The following is a 15,502-nucleotide window of genomic DNA, read 5'->3' on the forward strand; positions in this document are numbered from 1 at the left end:
CGATGATGCTCAACCAATGGGTTCTGTTCGATGCCGGTGAGTTTCCGCTGGTTCACGTCAAGTCCATGCCTGCCAATCTTGACGAGGTAGAGCGCTGGATTGTCGAGGTCGAAGCGCTGCTGACGCGCAACCGTGAGTTTGTCCTGGTCTATCCGCCCATGCCGCCAGCGGCCGAGGACGACTTGCAGGCGCGCAAGCGTCTGGTGCTGTGGCTCAAGGGCCAGCGCCAGTGGCTGGCGTCGTGGTGCCGGGGCATGGTCCTGACGGCAACCGGGCAGCCGGGCAACCTTGCCGAACTGACCGGCCTGGCACCGGTATTGGCAGCAGTTTATGGCGTGCCGGTGCACGCCGTCCCCGGGGCGGCGCTGGCTCATAACCTGGCCTTGAGCCTGTTGACCACAGGGCGGGCATCGCAGCAGCCGGTGGCCTGATCAGCCATTGGGCCTGGCCTGCAGCAGCGGGTCGTGGGGGTTGATCTGGCGCAGGGCATCGAGCAGTTGCGCGGCTTCTGCGGGTTTGTGTTCTTGTTGCAGGTAGTGCATCAGCGCCAGGCGCAGGTCTCGGTTGTAGGGGTGCTGTTGCAGGCTGCGCCACAGTTGCTCGCGGGCCTTGGCTGGCTGCCCCTGGTCATGCAGGGCCACCGCCAGCACATAGCCGAAGCCAGCATTCTCGGGCTCTAACTGGACGGCTTGGCGAAAGGCCTTGAGCGCCGCCTCGCGTTGGCCCTGACGAATCAGCGCCAGGCCGCTGGCCTGGTGCAGCAGGGCGGCTTGCGGATGCCGGGCCAGGGCCTGGTCAAGCTCGGCCCGTGCCTCTGTGCTGCGGCCCTGGCTGTCGAGCCATTGCGCCAGCGCTACCTGTGCCGGGAGGAAATCGGCATCGCGCCGGATCGCGCTGCGCAGGTAACCTTCGACCTCGGCGCCACGACCACTGGCCTGATAGAGCTGGGCCAGGTTGAGATTGGCTTCGGCGCGCTCCAGCAGGCTCAACTGCACCTGCTCGTACTCGCCGATGGCCTTGTCGAAGGCCGCTTCATGCACGCCAAGGCCCGCAGCCCGGGCCGCCAGCAAGGCATGGGCGGCGGCGATGCGCACCGCCCGTGTCGGGTCTCGCAGCAGCGGTGCCAGTAGGTCGGCGCGCTGCTCGGCAGGCATAAGCGCCGCCACTGCTTCAAGGGCGCTCAGGCGCACTTGCGCCGCGGGGTTCTTCAGCTCGCGGGCGGCAGCCTTGAAGCTCTGCTCGCTGGGGTAGTTGGCCAGTTCGGCGAGCAAGGTGGCGCGGCGGATGGCCGGCAGTTGCCGGTCCTGCAACTGCTCCAGCAGCGCCTGGGCGGCGCCGGGTTTGCCGCTGCGCAAGCGCTCCAGGCTGATGGCGTAAGTGCTGCCGCCGTCCTTGCCGTACCACAGGCGGAACTGTTCGGCGATGCGCTGGCCGGGGCTGGATTTATGACAGCCCAGGCAGGCGTCGGGGGTGCCCAGTTGCAATGCCTGGGCCGGTGCCGGAATGCTGAAACCATGGTCATGGCGCCAGTCGTTGACCATGTAGAATTTGCCCGGCATGTGGCAATCCACGCATTGTGAACCCGGCTGGCCGGGACTGTGCCGATGGTGTTCGATGGACTGGTAGTCCTTGGCCTGCAAACCGCTGCCATCGATGCCGGCCACTGCGCTCTTGCCGGCAGGGTTGTGGCATTGCAGGCAGACACCATCGCCCGCTACCTTGAGCTGGGTGCTGTGCGGGTCGTGGCAGTTGCTGCAGCGTACGCCCTTGGCGAACATCTTGCTCTGGCTGAAGGCGCCGTACTCGAACACCTCATCCTTGATCTTGCCGTCCAGGGCATACAGCTCGCGGGTCAGGCGGCTGGGCAGGTAGTCGTCCATCAGCGTGCGGTCGCTGTGAAAGCCATCCCCCAGCGGTGCACGGCGGGCGTGGCAGCGGGCGCAGGTTTGCACTTCGCTGATGTTGTCGCTATGGGCCAGGCTGCGGCTGAAACCGGCATTGGCTTGCTTGGCGGGCTTTTGCCCCGCCCATTGCACATGGTTGGAGGCCGGGCCGTGGCACGCCTGGCAGCCGACCCCCAGGCTGTTCCACTGGCTGTCGAAGGCGCCGCTGGCGGCGTTGAAGTTGCGCTTGAAGCCGGTGGTGTGACACTCCACGCACATGAAGTTGGCGTTCTGTTGCGGCTTGCTCCAGTGCAGCGGGTTCTTGAAGTCCACGCCCTGGCCCGGATAAAGGTGGAACCAGCGGTTGTTCTGTGTATCCCATGCCACGCCAAGGGCTTGCAGGTGGCCTTCGCCGGTGTCGATCAAGTACTGCTGCAGCGGCTCGATGCCGAAGGCATAAGCGACGCGATAATCCTGGTTACGCCCGTCTGCACCGGGAGTGTTGACCCAGAAATCCCCGCCCTTGCGAAAGAAGCGGGTGACCTCGTTTTCGGCCTTGAAGCTGCGTTCGGCGAAATCACCTAGCACCGTCTCGGCACTGGCGACCTGCATCGCCAACTGGTGATGCGAGCCCTGCCACTGCTTGCTCTGGGCCTGGTGGCAGCCCTGGCACTGGGCCTCGTCAACCAGGCTCGCCGGGGCCACTGGCGCAACGATCGGGGCTGGCGCGGTGCTGGCGGCGGTGAGCGGCGCGCTCTGCTCGACCAGCACCCAGGCAATCACCGTCAGTAACAGCGCCAACGCTGCCAGCAGCGGCCAGAACAGTCGACGCGCCGGCGCAGTGGCCGGCGGGGTATCGGTACGCTTGCGACGATCTTTCGACATGCAGACTTCCGTGATCCGATGAAAGAGGGGCGTGCTGTCCGCACGCCTCAGGGCAAGCCGAGGAACCAGCGAAAATAAGGGTTCTGGCCATCTTCGCGGGCCACCTCGCGCACTTGCCGGGCCCAGGCTTCGCGCTGGCCGCGGTAAGCCGTGAGGCCGACCTGGTAAAAGCGCTGCAGACGCTGGCGCTGTTCGCCCAGTTGCAGGCGGAACAAGCTATCGGCGCCCTGGATCGGTACCGGGCTGCTCAATGCCATCAGCGCCGGCAGTACCCGGGTGATCTCGTCGCTGCGCACCCAGGGCGCGTACTCGATGCGCGGCTGGTCGTCGGTTACCGCTGCGACATCACCGGCATAACGCTCCAGGCCGTCGCGGTCGGTGACCCAGGTAGCGAGCAGGCTGGCAGCGGAATCGATGCCGACCTGGGCCAGGCTGCTCTGTACTTCGGGTTGGCGCAGGCGTTCGCTGATGCTCGCCAGGTCAAGCTGCACCGGTTGCTGCGAGCCGACCAGAAGCATCTCGTGAAACTCGGTGGTCCACAGCGAGGCATAGGGGAACACATCGAGAAAACTGCGCACCAGGGCGCGGCTGTCTTCGTCGTTCTGGGTCGGCAACGGCAGCCATTGGGCCAGCAGGCCTTGCGTATTCAGGCGGCTGGCGGCCAGCCGGTAGAAGTCGCGCGAGTACAGATTGACCACGCCGGCCGCCGACGGCGGCGGTGGCTCGAGGGTGATCAGGTCGTAGCGTTGCGCATTGCCCAGCAACTCGCGGCGCCCGTCACGCAGGCGCACCTGCAGGCGCGGGTCGCTGGCGGCGTTGTAGTTGCCCTGAAACAGCGCCGAAGCGCTGACCACGCCGGGCAGCAGTTCGGCCACCACCCGTTGCTCAAGGCCCGGATAGCGCAGCAGGGCGCCGGCGGTAATGCCGGTGCCCAGGCCGATGACCAGCGCCGAACGTGGTTCGCCGTTGTGGATCAGCAACGGCAGCAAGGCTTGCAGGCGCATGTAGCGCAGCGACGGCATGGCATCGCCAGTGTTGGACACGCCCTGGATGTACAGACGGCGAAAACTGCCCTGGGGCTTTTGCTGCTCGACCACCGCCACCGTACCGCCGCGGCCCTCTTGATAGAACACCAGTTCGCTGTTGCGCGCCCCGGGCAGCAGCTGCGCCAGGCGCTCGGCAGGGGTCAGCCAGGCCATCGCCAGGCTGGCAATGCCCAGCACGAACACCGTGCGGCGCTTGGTGTTGGCGACCCGTTCACCGCGCAGTACCACCAGCAAGGCCACCAGCGCCGCCAGCACCGCGAGCAGGCCAAGGGTGCGCACCAGGCCCAGTTGCGGCACCAGCACAAAGCCGCAAAGCATGACCCCGACAATCCCGCCGAGGGTGTTGAAGGCCACCACCGAACCGACATCGCGGCCGACATGGCCTTGCTCACTGACCAGGCGCAAGGCCAGCGGAAAGGCTGCGCCGAGCAGGGTGGTGGGCAAGAACACGATGCTCACCGCGACCACGGCGAAGCGTGCGCACATGCCGGCCAGGGCGCTGCCACCGAGGGCCAGCACCGTTGCTTCGGCCTGGCTTTGCAGGGCGATCAGCCAGCGCCCGAGGCCGGCGATTTCCAGCAGTGCCAGCAGCCCGGCCGCAGCGATCAGCACGGCGAAGGCGCCCCACGGGTCGCCGATGCGGTCGGCACGCCGGGCATACAGCGCGCTGCCCAGCACCAGCCCGCCCAGGTAGGTGGCCAGGACCACGGCAAAGGCAAAGGTGCGGGTGCTCATGAACTGGACAATGGCTTGCGACCAGACCACTTCGTAACCCAGGGCGATGCCGCCGGCCACGGCGTACAGCGTCAACGCCAGATAACTTGAGCCCGTGCGTGGCTGCCTGACGCAGGCTGCAGGGGCGCAGGGTGTGCTGCCACGGGCCAGCCACAAGGCGCCGGCTGCGGCCAGCAGGTTGAGCACGGCGGCGGCGCAGGCACTGCCACGGATGCCCAGGGCCGGGATCAACACGAAGGCGGCAAGCAGGGTGCCGATGATGGCGCCCGCCGTATTGGCGGCATACAGCTGGCCACCCGCGCGGCCAACGGCCTCGACATCAGCGGTGACGGCGCGTACCAGCACCGGCAGGGTGCCGCCCATCAATAGGGCCGGGATGCCGACCAGGGCGAAGGGCAGGCTCCAGGCGAGCAGGCCGATGCTGTTTTCCAGGCGCGCGAAAGGCCCGGCGGCCCAACTCAGGCCGAACGTGGCCGCGATGCCGAGTACGGCCACCGCCACTTCGAGCACGGCGTAAAAAGCCAGTGGCCGCGCCAGGCCATCAGCGCGCCGCCCCAGCCACAAACCACCGAGGGCCAGGCCTGCGAAAAACGCACTGATGCCTGCGGTAATGGCATACACCTCGACACCGACCACCAACGACAGCTGCTTGATCCACAGCACCTGGTAGATCAGCGCTGCGGCGCCGGAAGCCAGCAGCAACAGGGCTGCCAGGGACACGCGAGGCAGGGTCTGGGCGGCGGATACGGAAATGGCTTTGCGGCGTCGGGAGGTGCTGGCAACCGGCATCGGGCGAAGGCCTTGTAGTGATCGGCAGAGAGTGCGGTATAGCGCACTGGCAGTGCTTGAGCCTAGCAGCGCAAATGCCAGTCAGCAGGCCGAAATGTTCTGGCTGCAAACAGCGCGCCCGCCAGCGGCCCGAAGCCGCTGGCGGGCGAGCAGGGTTATTGCTTGTTCTGCTTCATTTTCTCTTCGATCTTGGCGTCAACCTGCTTGCGCACCTGGTCGATGCTGAAGCTCGCCGGGTGCTGGCTTGGCGGGTAGTCGACGAAGGTTTCAAGGAACATCGTCGCCTTCATGGTTGCGATGCCGGTCAGGTAGACGTTCTTCGCCAGCCAGTCGTTGTACTGGTCAGAGACCACGTCGGCGCGCTCATACGGGTCCATGCGCAGGTTGAAGATCTTCGGCACCCGCAGGCACACGAACGGGTCCTGCCAGACTTCGAAACCACCCGGCCGGCGCTGTTCGCAGAATACCGCCTTCCAGTCGCCCCAGCGCATGGCCACCAGGTCGCCGTCATCGTTGAAGTAGAAGAACTCGTCGCGCGCCCCTTTAGGCTGTTGCCCGGTCAGGTACGGCAGCTGGTTGAAGCCGTCCAGGTGCACCTTGAAGTTCTTGCCACCCGTGCTCGGTGCCCAACCCTTGAGCAGTTTGTCTTTCACATCCGGCGCACCGGCGGCGGCCAGCAGCGTCGGGAACCAGTCCAGGCCCGAGAACATCTCGTTGGACACCGTGCCTTCCTTGATCTTGCCGGGCCAGCGGATGATCGCCGGGACGCGGAAGGCGCCTTCCCAGTTGGAGTCTTTTTCACTGCGAAATGGCGTGGTCGCGGCGTCTGGCCAGGAGAACTGGTTGGGGCCGTTGTCGGTGGTGTAGACGACGATGGTGTTGTCGGCGACCTTCAGCTCATCGAGGGTCTGCAACAGCTTGCCGACGTCACCGTCGTGTTCGAGCATGCCGTCGGCGTACTCGTTGCCAGGCATGCCGCTTTGCCCTTTCATCGAGTCCCGCACATGGGTGTAGACGTGCATGCGCGTGGTGTTCATCCAGACGAAGAACGGCTTGTCGGCCTCGACCTGTTTCTTGATGAACGCCTGGGCACCGGCGGTGGTTTCATCGTCGATGGTTTCCATGCGCTTGGTGGTCAGCGCGCCGGTGTCTTCGATCTTGCCGTCGGCAAAGGCGTGAATCACCCCGCGCGGGCTGAAGTTCTTCACGTAAGGGTCGTTGGGATCCTTGGGCCAGTACGGGCGCTCGGGTTCTTCTTCGGCGTTGAGGTGATAGAGGTTGCCGAAAAACTCGTCGAAGCCGTGCTTGGTCGGCAGGTATTCGTCTTTGTCGCCCAGGTGGTTCTTGCCAAACTGGCCAGTGCTGTAACCCAGCGACTTGAGCGCCTGGGCAATGGTGATGTCGCGGTCCTGCAGGCCCACGGGCGCCCCCGGTGCGCCGACCTTGGAAAGGCCGGTACGCAATGGCGTCTGCCCGGTGATGAAGCTGGAGCGGCCGGCGGTGCAGCTGTTCTCAGCGTAGTAATCGGTGAACAGCATGCCCTCCTTGGCGATCCGGTCGATGTTCGGGGTCTTGTAGCCGACCACGCCCATCGAATAGGCACTGATGTTGGTCTGGCCGATATCGTCACCGAATATCACCAGGATGTTGGGTTTGTCCGCCGCATTGGCGGCCCCCGCGCTTATGCCCAGCACCGAGGCCGCGATCAATGCGAGCGTCGGTATCCATCTGCGTTTGCCAGTCATTCGACTTGCCTCCCTTTCGCGATCCAGACCACCAGCCGGCGGCCAATGAGTTGCTCACTGCGTTGTTCGTTGACAGCGTCACTGCACATGCTCATTTCGAGGTGGCCTCGAAAGGGAATACCCGTGCCCAGTCGGCAGCCATATCCACGATAGTCCAGTCCTGGCGTTTGGCTTCATCCAGCGCCTTGTCCAGGCGCCCGACCTTTGAGTCGCGGTCGTACGCCCATTCCCGCGCAGCGTCAGTGTGATGCACCAGGCCCATGAACCGTGGGCCGTCGCCGGCGGCGGTCCACTGCAGCATCTGCAGGTCGCCGTCGGAGTTGCCAAAGGCCAAAATCGGCCGTCGGCCTATGATCGCGTCGATGCTTTCCGGCTTGCCGGGGCCATCGTCGTTGTGGGCGATCTTGGCGGTGCGCAGCACTTGCGGTTTGCCGTCGACCACCTGGTAGGCGGTGATGAAGCTGGAGCCGATCACCTGTTCCGGCGGGATGCCATAGACCTCTTCGGCGAAGGCGCGCATGAAGGCGGTGTCGCCGCCGGAAACGATGTAGGTCTTGAAGCCCTGGCTGCGCAAGTAATCGAGCAGCTCGTGCATCGGCTGGTAGATCATCTCGCTGTACGGCTTGCCGCTTTTCGGGTGCCGGGCCTTGGCCAGCCAGGCCTTGGCGCGGCCGATGAAGGTCTCGGTGCTGATCCCGGTATGGGTCGCCCCGACGATCTTCAGCAGGCTGTCCATGCCGCCGGCGGCCAGGGTTTTCTGGTCGTTCTCGAGCACCGCCTTGAACGGTTGCTGGTCTTTCCATTCAGGGTGCTCGGGGGCCATGCGCTTGATCTCGTCGAAGGCGAACAGCAGCTGGAAGTACGCCGGCTGCTCGCTCCACAAGGTGCCGTCGTTGTCGAACACGGCGATGCGCTGTTCGGCGGGCACGAACTGCTTCGAGCCCTGGCTTGTGACCTGTTCGACAAAGCTCAGTATCGCGCTGCGCGCGGCGCCATCGCGCCAACTGGGCAAGGGCTCGGCGGCCTGCAGCAGCGCGGGCCAGTGCAGCAACAGCAAGAGCATCAGCCAGAGTGGCTGGCGAGGCTTGAGGTTCATGGCAACTCCTTGTCGTGTATGGGGTTGAGCGGGCGCAAGGCCTGTGCGCCAGCGCTGGTGCGGGTGTGCCGGGCGGTGGGCCGGTGAGTTTGTTGCAGGTGCGGGATGAATGCTTCCGGTGCTGCCTGGCTGGTGCTGCCATAGCACTGGCGCAGCAAAGCCTGATCGGCATCGGCCAGGCGCAGCCGGCCCTGGCTGCGCCGCCACCACAGGTACAGGGCGCTCAGTTGCGCCGGGCGCTGGCGCAGTTGCCCGGGTACCTGTTGCCAGGCATAGGCGGCAGAGGCTTCGCGACGCGCCTTGCGGGCAGCTTGCCAGCGCTGCCAGGCAGTCCGGCCCTGGTCGCCATAGCGACGGACGAGCAGTGCGAGCAGGCCTAACAATGCGCCAATGATCGCCGCTGTCAGCCAATGCCGGGACAGGTGCAGGCGTGATTGCTGGCCGAGCCGTTGCAGGTCTTCGGTGACCGAGAACGGCGGCTGGTATTGCGGGTTGGCGCTGGCGGTGAAGCGCATGGCCGGCAGTTCGGCGCTGTGCAGGGTCTGGTCCTGGGTGCTCCACCATTGCACGCGCAGCGCGGGCAGCTGGAACGTGCCGGGTTTTTCGATGCGGTAGCTGGCGCTGTCGATGCGCTGGCCGCCCAGCGCATGCCCGCGGCCATCATCTAGCGCGGTGACCTGCGGGGTCTTGAGGTAGCGGCTCAGGCCCGCGACGTGGTCAAGCGGGGTGACCGGCAGCATCAGGCTCAGGGCGCCGTCGGCCTGCAGGGTGATACTGCGGGTCAGGCTGTCGCCGACCTTCAGATCACCGCTGGCCGGGGCTATCTGCTGGCTCAAGCGCACCTGGCTGGCCACCAGCACCTGCTGCCCGGCATCAACCCCGGCCGGTAGATGCACGTGCAGCAGCAGCGGCTGGCTACTGGCGTTCAACGGTGCCAGGGCATTGCCCGGGGTGGCGGTGACGGTCAAGGCCGGCAGTTGCAGGTCACCGGCCTGTTGCAGGGTAAGCTGGTACAGGTAGCGCATGCCGAACCAGGGAATGTCGCCCTGGCGCTCGGTCAGGTGTTCGGCCTGGCCTGCCGGCGGTGTCACCAGGGCCCCCGGCAGGTTCAGCTCGGGCAGTTGCGGGGCGCTGGTGAACCAGGTGTCGGTGAGCACGTCCAGTTGCAGTTGCACGGTTTCACCGACCACTGCCGAGTCGTCGGGCAACAGTTGCGCCTGCACGCGCAACTGCGCTTCGGCGGCCAGCAGGCCGTTGCTGAACAGGGCCAGAAGCAACACCAGGTGCTTCATTGCGTGCCCCCTGGCGCCTGGTCCTGGAGCCTGAACTTGCGCCGCAGGAAATCTGCCGGCGAGGTGGTCAGGTTCTGTAGCCACAGTTCATCGGACCCGGCCTGTGGAGTTTCGACCTGTTTGCTCGGGCCTTTGCCGGCCGGCTTGTCGTAGGCCACCTGATCAGGCTTTACCTCAGGGGCGTTCTCTTGCGCCGAGTCGTAGTCTTTTGCCAGCGCCTGGGCCAGGGCCAGGTTGGCTTTTGCTTCGGCAAACTCCGGTTGCAGGCGCAGGGCTTCAGTGTAGGCGGCGATGGCCTGGTCGAACTTGAAGCGCCGGGTGTAGATGTTGCCCAGGTAGAAATAGGCGGGAGCGCTCTGCAAGCGGGCGAAGCTGGCCAGGGCCAGGTCGTAGTCGGCGGCATTGTAGGCGGCGATGCCTTTCCAGTAAGGGTCGCTGAAGTGCGCGGCAGCGGCCGGGTAGTGATGATGCTCGAAGGCCCAACGGCCCTGCTGGTCGGGGGTGAGGAAGGCATCGACCAGGGCGTTGGCACGGGCGCCGTCGACTGGCAGCAACAGCCCCAGCAGCAGGCAGGCGCTCCAGTTCAGGCTCCAGCCGCGACGAATGCACAGGAACCCCAGCACCAGCAGCGGCCAGCACAGCCAGTAGCCGGCGTCTTTCCAGTGCAGGGCCTGCGGGTCGGCGCTGGCGTCGTCGAAATGTGCCTGGGCATGAGCTTCGATCCAGTCCAGGTCATCGTCATCAAGGGTCAGGCTGCCCAGCGGCGCGTCCAGTGCCGAGGCCAGTTGCTTGAGCCCGTCCTTGTCGAAGCGGCCCAGTTGCGGACGGCCCTGGCTGTCGCTCAGGGGCTGGCCGTCGGGGCCTTTGATCAGGCCGTCGTCGCTGTTGCCCACGGCCAGCACCAGCACCTGCAGGCGGGTGTCCTGCAGGGCCTTGGCCAGTTGCGGCAACTGGCTGCGGTCGGCGCCATCGCTGAGCAGCACCAGGGTGGCCGGGCCATCCTCGGCGGCAACCAACGCCCTGGCTTGCTCGATCACCGCCAGCACGTTCTTGCCCGGCTGCTCGATCAGGTTGCTGGCCAAGGCCTGGAGAAAGCTGTCGAGCAAGGCCGGGTCGCGGGTCGCCGGCAGCACCAGGTGCGCGCTGCCGGCATAGGCGATCAGCCCGGTGGCGGCACCCTGGCGGCGCTCGATCAGGCTGTGCAGCTTGTGCTTGGCCGCTTCCAGGCGGCTGGGGGCGATGTCGCTGGCGTCCATCGAGCCGGACAGGTCCAGGGCCAGAATCAACGGCGCGCGGTTGTCGAGAAACTCCGGGCGGTCCTGTTCCCAGCTCGGCCCGGCCATGGCCACGGCGCCGAGGATCAGCAAGGCGCTGGCCAGGTGCACCGGGCGCAGCAAATGGCGGTCATGGCCGTCCAGGCGCAAATGCTTGAGCAGGTGCGCGGCTATGTTGCTGTGGCCGGCTGCGAGGGTTTGCCGGCGGTAGTACCAGGCCAGCGGTAGCAGCACCCCAGGCAGCAGCAGCCACAGCCACAGCGGGCGCAGAAAATGCAGGTTGTGCAGGTCAATGTCCATGCCTGGCAGCCTTTGCAGGGTTAATGCGCGGGCGCAGCGAAAACAGCAGGGCCAACAGGTGATAGGTGCTGAACATCAGCAGCGCCGCCGCCAGCGGCAGCCAGAACAGGTCGCGCTTGGGCTGGTGGGTCAGGGTCTTGACCTGGTGCGGGGTGAGTTGGTCGAGGGTGGTGTAGACCTGCTGCAGGGCATCGCGGTCAGCGGCGCGAAAAAACCGCCCGCCGGTGGCCGTGGCGATCTGTTCGAGGCTCTGCAGGTCGACCTTGGCTTCGGCCTCGGCCTGAGGGTCACCGATGCCGATGGTGTGGATCACCACCCCACGCGCGGCAGCCATGGCGGCGGCATGGGCGGGGGTGATGGCACTGCTGGTGTCGTTGCCGTCGGTGAGCAAAATCAGCACCTTTTCCGGCTCCTTGGCCTGCTCCAGCAGTTTCAGGCTCAGGCCGATGGCGTCACCGATGGCGGTGTTGGGGCCGGCCATGCCGACATCGGTCTGCGCCAGCAGCAGGGCCAGGCTGGCGTGATCGAGGGTCAGCGGCGCCTGCGGGTAAGCGCCGCTGCCGAACACCACCAGGCCGAGGCGGTCCTTGGGGCGCTGACGGATGAAGTCCTGAACCACCGCCTTGACTGCGCTCATGCGCGACACCGGCTGGCCGTTGGCGTCCTTGAGGTCGACGGTCTGCATCGACTGGGAGATATCGATCGCCAGCATCAGGTCGCGTACCGGCTGTTCATGCTGCTGCGGCGGTTCGACCAGCACCGGGCGTGCCAGTGCCACAGTCAGCAAGGCCCAGAGCAGCCAGTGCAGAATCAGTTGCCAGGTGTTGTGGCGGGTACCGGGCACACCCGGTGCCTGGCCGCTGGCCCGGCTGATGGCTGCGAAGAACGGCACGCGGATAGCGCTGCGGGCCTCTTCGTAGGGCGGCAGCCAGCGGTAGCCGAGCAGCGGCAGCGGCAACAGGAGCAGCAACCAGGGGTAGTCAAACTGCCACATGATGGTGTTCCACCCAGGTTCTGCACTGATGCAGCAGCGTCTGCGCATCGCTGCCTTGCAAGCGGCTGTCCGGCGCGTAGGCCAGGTGCGCCAGTTGTTCGGCGAAATCCGCAGGCAGCGCTGTGGGGCTGTGGGCGCTGAGAAAAGCTTGCCAGTCGCTACCGCGCAAACTGGCGACAGCCGGGCTGGCCGGCATCGACAATGCCACGCGCTTGAGCAGCTCGGGCAGTTCGCGCAGGGCCGCCAGATGCTGCTGCGGGTCTACCAGGCGCGACTCGATCAGCGCCAGTTGCGCCAGTGCCTCGCGCCGGTAGCGGTTCAGCCGCCAGCGCCGATAACGCCAGGCGCCGTAGCTCAGCAGTGCAGCCAGCAGTAGCACCGCAAGGGCTGCCCAGCCCCAGGTTTGCGGCAGGTAGCTGGGGGCTGGCGGCAGGGCCAGTTCCTTGAGCTGGTCGATGCTTGGCCGCACGCTGCTCATGACCAATGCCCCTGGCGCTTGCCCAGTTCCAGGCGCAGTTGCTCGCTGGCGGGCAGGGCGGTGCTGAACATCAGCAACGGTACCTGACTGCGCCGCAGCAGTGCGGCCACCTCCTGCAGGCGTGCGCGCAGAAATTCGCTCAATGGCTTGTGCACCTGGCGGCGCTCGACGGCAAGCTCGACCTGCAACTGGCCCTGGCTGACCAGCATGCGCCCGGCGCGCGGCAGGTCGAGGGCCAGCGGGTCATAGACCTGCAAGGCGATGACGTCGTTGTGCGCGCGCAACTGGCGTAGCTGCTGCAGGGTGCGTTCACTGGCACCGGCAAAATCGCTGATGATGCAGATCAGGTGATCGTGGGCGGCCAGGCTCAGGCAGCGTTGCAGGACTGTGTCCAGGCTCTGCGCCGAGTCGCTTTCCGGAGCCTGGGCTTCCAACGCCTGGTTGAAGCGCGCGGTGGCCGCGCAGATGGCCTGGACCCGGCTGCGGCTGCGCAACGGCGACAGGCTTTCGATCTTCTGGTCGTTGAACAGCAAGGCGCCGACGCGGTCGCCGGCTCTGAGCGCCATCCACGCCGCCAGCGCTGCCAGTTGCGCGGCGATGGCCGATTTGAAGCTGCGCTGGCTGCCGAAGAACATCGACATGCGCTGGTCGATCAGCAGCAACGCCGGGCGGTCACGCTCTTCGGTGAAGGTGCGCACGATCGGCGTGCCGCTGCGCAGCGAAGCCTTGCAGTCGAGGTGGCGCAGGTCGTCGCCGGGCTGGTAGCGGCGCAGCTCATCGAAGTTAAGGCCGCGCCCGCGCAGGCGCGAGGCATGGCTGCCGGCCAGCACGCTGGCCCGTGGCTGGCGGGCGAGAAAGCTCAAGCCCCGGGCATCGGCCTCCAGGGCCATCAACTGGGCCAGCGACACATACACCAGCCCGTCGGCTGCTTGCGCCTTGAGCGCCATGGCCTGCTCCTTATGCCGGAATGGCGACCTTGTCCAGCAGGCGGTCGAGAATCTGCTGGCTGCCAACGCCATCTGCCACCGCGTCGTAACTTGGTTGCAGGCGATGGCGCAGCACCGGGTGGACCATCGCCCGGACGTTGTCCGGCGAGACGAAGTCCTGGCCTTGCAGCCAGGCATCGGCCCGCGCGCAGCGATCCAGGCTGATCCCGCCGCGCGGGCTGGCGCCTAGTTGCAGCCAGCGGGCCAGCTCCGGGTCGTAGTCGGCGGGGTGGCGGGTGGCGTTGATCAGGTCGATCAGGTAGCGGTCGATGGCCGGCGCGACATGGATCGCGGCGATCTCCTGGCGCGCCTGGAAGATCACGTCCTGGGCCAGGCTGAAGGTATTGGCCGCAGTCTGCGCCGCCGCTTGCTGCTCTTCCTGACGCAGCAGTTGCAGCACCTGGGTTTCGTTGTCGGGTGCCGGGTAGTCGAGCAGCACCTTCATCAGAAAACGGTCCATCTGCGCCTCAGGCAGAGGGTAGGTGCCTTCCTGCTCGATGGGGTTCTGGGTGGCGATGACCATGAACAGCGCCGGCAGCTTGTGGCTGTTGCCGGCGACGGTGATCTGCCGCTCTTCCATGGCTTCGAGCAGGGCGGCCTGGACCTTGGCCGGGGCGCGGTTGATCTCGTCGGCGAGGATCAGGTTGCCGAACAGCGGCCCGGGCTGGAAGTGCACCTGATGCTGGCCGCCGACCTGCTGCAGCACCTCGGCGCCGGTGATGTCCGAGGGCAGCAGGTCGGGGGTGAACTGGATGCGGCTCATCTGTGCGTCCAGGTGCCGGGCCAGGGCTTTGACCGTGCGGGTCTTGGCCAGGCCCGGCAGGCTTTCGAGCAATACGTGGCCGTTGGCCAACAGACCGATCAGGATCTGCCGGATCACCTGGTCCTGGCCAAGTACCGTTTCGGCGATGGCGGCGTGCAGGGCGTTGATGTCAGTCAGGGCGCTCATGGTCCAGTCCTTGTCATGGCAGTTACCAGGCGTAGTTCAGACGCAAGGTCCAGGTGTTCACATCAGGCGACTTGTTGCGCTCCGAGACCGTGTCGGTGTAAGCGATCAGGCCGCCGAACTGCGGCGAGAGCATGAAGCCCATGCTGGCGCCGAGCAGGACGTTTTCCTGCTGGTTGTCCTGGCCGACGCCATCGACCCTGGTCTCGCCGCCAGCGCTGTAGGTGGCGTCCAGCGAGGCCCACAAGGCGCGGTTGATGGTGTAGCTGTAGTGGCCCTCAACGGCGTACAGCGGCTTTTGCTCAAGCTTGCTGTTGCCCAGGTAATCGTCGTTGTCGCCGAACAGCGAGACCCAGGTGTTGATCTCCAGCCAGGTCGGGCCGAAGGGCGTGCCAAAGCCGATTTCCGGTTTGAGCACCCAGCGGTTGGCGCCGATGTTGATCACCCGGTCCTTGTCGTAATCGCCGTTGGGCACGGTCAGCCACAGCGCACCGGTCATAAAGGTTTCCGGAGTCCAGTTGGCAAACTCCTCGGCAGTCAGCGCCGGGCCGCCAAAGAAGTTGTGGGCGAAAACGATCTGGGTATCGCCCATGCCGCCGTTGTGCTTGGTGCCGTCGAAAAAGCGAGCGTTGTCGAACGAGGCAGACACGTCGGCATAGGGCTGCACCAGCTGGATCGCACTGTTGCGCCCGGCAATGTCGAACGAGCGCGCCAGGCGCAGGATGTACAGGTCGGCATCCAGCGACAGGCCGTCGATCGGCAGCGCGGTGTCGATGGGGGTGTTGGCATCGATGCGGTTGTAGTAGCCAAAGACCATGTTGAGGTCGATGGGGATGTTCTGCCAGTCGCGGGCGTTGTCTGCCTGGGCCAGCAGCGGGGCGGTGGTGAGCACGAGCAACGCCGTTTGACGTGCAGTAAGGCGGGTACCCATGGCTTGGCTCCTTCAGTCGATTAGTGCTTGTTTGCCGTCCACAGCGGCAGTTTCCCGTTGCCCGGGTTGGCGCTGGCGTTGAATGGGGCGTGGGCGCGGCTGGCGCAGGTTCATCAATCCTC

General features: G+C 66.0%; 12 protein-coding genes. 1 reads left to right on the plus strand and 11 read right to left on the minus strand.

Annotated features, from left to right (window positions below):
- Nucleotides 1-5 precede the first annotated feature (5 nt).
- On the plus strand, nucleotides 6-431 hold the full coding sequence (locus ACZ9A3_RS03205; protein WP_176794292.1) for a hypothetical protein: 426 nt from the start codon (nucleotides 6-8) through the stop codon (nucleotides 429-431).
- Here the strand turns inward: ACZ9A3_RS03205 and ACZ9A3_RS03210 are convergent, their stop codons facing one another.
- The 11 genes from ACZ9A3_RS03210 to ACZ9A3_RS03260 all read right to left on the minus strand — a co-directional run bounded on the left by ACZ9A3_RS03210 (nucleotide 432) and on the right by ACZ9A3_RS03260 (nucleotide 15,380).
- Nucleotides 432-2,768, minus strand: a complete 2,337-nt coding sequence (locus tag ACZ9A3_RS03210; RefSeq protein ID WP_476252129.1) for a tetratricopeptide repeat protein — start codon at nucleotides 2,766-2,768, stop codon at nucleotides 432-434.
- A 47-nt stretch (nucleotides 2,769-2,815) separates the two neighbouring features.
- Complete coding sequence (locus tag ACZ9A3_RS03215) at nucleotides 2,816-5,338, minus strand: spermidine synthase (protein ID WP_476252130.1); 2,523 nt, start codon at nucleotides 5,336-5,338, stop codon at nucleotides 2,816-2,818.
- Between the two features lie 155 nt (nucleotides 5,339-5,493).
- The gene (locus ACZ9A3_RS03220) at nucleotides 5,494-7,083 is read right to left on the minus strand and encodes an arylsulfatase (RefSeq protein ID WP_093386412.1); all 1,590 of its coding nucleotides are present in this window, start codon (nucleotides 7,081-7,083) and stop codon (nucleotides 5,494-5,496) included.
- 91 nt (nucleotides 7,084-7,174) lie between these two features.
- Nucleotides 7,175-8,179 carry an HAD family hydrolase gene (locus ACZ9A3_RS03225; protein ID WP_213602179.1) on the minus strand — a complete coding sequence of 335 codons (1,005 nt, stop codon included), beginning with the start codon at nucleotides 8,177-8,179 and terminating at the stop codon, nucleotides 7,175-7,177.
- Entirely contained in the window at nucleotides 8,176-9,471 is a 1,296-nt protein-coding gene (locus ACZ9A3_RS03230; protein WP_476252131.1) for a BatD family protein, read from the minus strand. The genes ACZ9A3_RS03225 and ACZ9A3_RS03230 overlap by 4 nt, the downstream gene beginning before the upstream one ends.
- The gene (locus tag ACZ9A3_RS03235; protein ID WP_476252132.1) at nucleotides 9,468-11,045 is read right to left on the minus strand and encodes a VWA domain-containing protein; all 1,578 of its coding nucleotides are present in this window, start codon (nucleotides 11,043-11,045) and stop codon (nucleotides 9,468-9,470) included. Before ACZ9A3_RS03235 ends, ACZ9A3_RS03230 begins: the two co-directional genes overlap by 4 nt.
- Nucleotides 11,035-12,039 carry a vWA domain-containing protein gene (locus ACZ9A3_RS03240; RefSeq protein WP_213602173.1) on the minus strand — a complete coding sequence of 335 codons (1,005 nt, stop codon included), beginning with the start codon at nucleotides 12,037-12,039 and terminating at the stop codon, nucleotides 11,035-11,037. Before ACZ9A3_RS03240 ends, ACZ9A3_RS03235 begins: the two co-directional genes overlap by 11 nt.
- Entirely contained in the window at nucleotides 12,026-12,517 is a 492-nt protein-coding gene (locus ACZ9A3_RS03245; RefSeq protein WP_093386386.1) for a DUF4381 domain-containing protein, read from the minus strand. The genes ACZ9A3_RS03240 and ACZ9A3_RS03245 overlap by 14 nt, the downstream gene beginning before the upstream one ends.
- The gene (locus tag ACZ9A3_RS03250; RefSeq protein WP_476252133.1) at nucleotides 12,514-13,464 is read right to left on the minus strand and encodes a DUF58 domain-containing protein; all 951 of its coding nucleotides are present in this window, start codon (nucleotides 13,462-13,464) and stop codon (nucleotides 12,514-12,516) included. Before ACZ9A3_RS03250 ends, ACZ9A3_RS03245 begins: the two co-directional genes overlap by 4 nt.
- Before the next feature lie 10 nt (nucleotides 13,465-13,474).
- Nucleotides 13,475-14,452: an AAA family ATPase gene (locus tag ACZ9A3_RS03255; RefSeq protein ID WP_093386377.1), complete on the minus strand. Its 978-nt coding sequence runs from the start codon at nucleotides 14,450-14,452 to the stop codon at nucleotides 13,475-13,477.
- Between the two features lie 22 nt (nucleotides 14,453-14,474).
- Nucleotides 14,475-15,380, minus strand: coding sequence for a transporter (locus ACZ9A3_RS03260; RefSeq protein WP_093386372.1), 906 nt, complete (start codon nucleotides 15,378-15,380; stop codon nucleotides 14,475-14,477).
- Nucleotides 15,381-15,502 lie beyond the last annotated feature (122 nt).

It is taken from the genome of Pseudomonas sp. TE4620, from assembly GCF_056279045.1.

Coding starts and splice junctions, on each gene's coding strand:
- ACZ9A3_RS03250 (WP_476252133.1), bottom strand. CDS start 13,464: ATGGCGCTCAAGGCGCAAGCAGCCGACGGGCTGGTGTATGTGTCGCTG.
- ACZ9A3_RS03230 (WP_476252131.1), bottom strand. CDS start 9,471: ATGAAGCACCTGGTGTTGCTTCTGGCCCTGTTCAGCAACGGCCTGCTG.
- ACZ9A3_RS03260 (WP_093386372.1), bottom strand. CDS start 15,380: ATGGGTACCCGCCTTACTGCACGTCAAACGGCGTTGCTCGTGCTCACC.
- ACZ9A3_RS03225 (WP_213602179.1), bottom strand. CDS start 8,179: ATGAACCTCAAGCCTCGCCAGCCACTCTGGCTGATGCTCTTGCTGTTG.
- ACZ9A3_RS03210 (WP_476252129.1), bottom strand. CDS start 2,768: ATGTCGAAAGATCGTCGCAAGCGTACCGATACCCCGCCGGCCACTGCG.
- ACZ9A3_RS03205 (WP_176794292.1), top strand. CDS start 6: ATGCTCAACCAATGGGTTCTGTTCGATGCCGGTGAGTTTCCGCTGGTT.
- ACZ9A3_RS03215 (WP_476252130.1), bottom strand. CDS start 5,338: ATGCCGGTTGCCAGCACCTCCCGACGCCGCAAAGCCATTTCCGTATCC.
- ACZ9A3_RS03235 (WP_476252132.1), bottom strand. CDS start 11,045: ATGGACATTGACCTGCACAACCTGCATTTTCTGCGCCCGCTGTGGCTG.
- ACZ9A3_RS03255 (WP_093386377.1), bottom strand. CDS start 14,452: ATGAGCGCCCTGACTGACATCAACGCCCTGCACGCCGCCATCGCCGAA.
- ACZ9A3_RS03240 (WP_213602173.1), bottom strand. CDS start 12,039: ATGTGGCAGTTTGACTACCCCTGGTTGCTGCTCCTGTTGCCGCTGCCG.
- ACZ9A3_RS03220 (WP_093386412.1), bottom strand. CDS start 7,083: ATGACTGGCAAACGCAGATGGATACCGACGCTCGCATTGATCGCGGCC.
- ACZ9A3_RS03245 (WP_093386386.1), bottom strand. CDS start 12,517: ATGAGCAGCGTGCGGCCAAGCATCGACCAGCTCAAGGAACTGGCCCTG.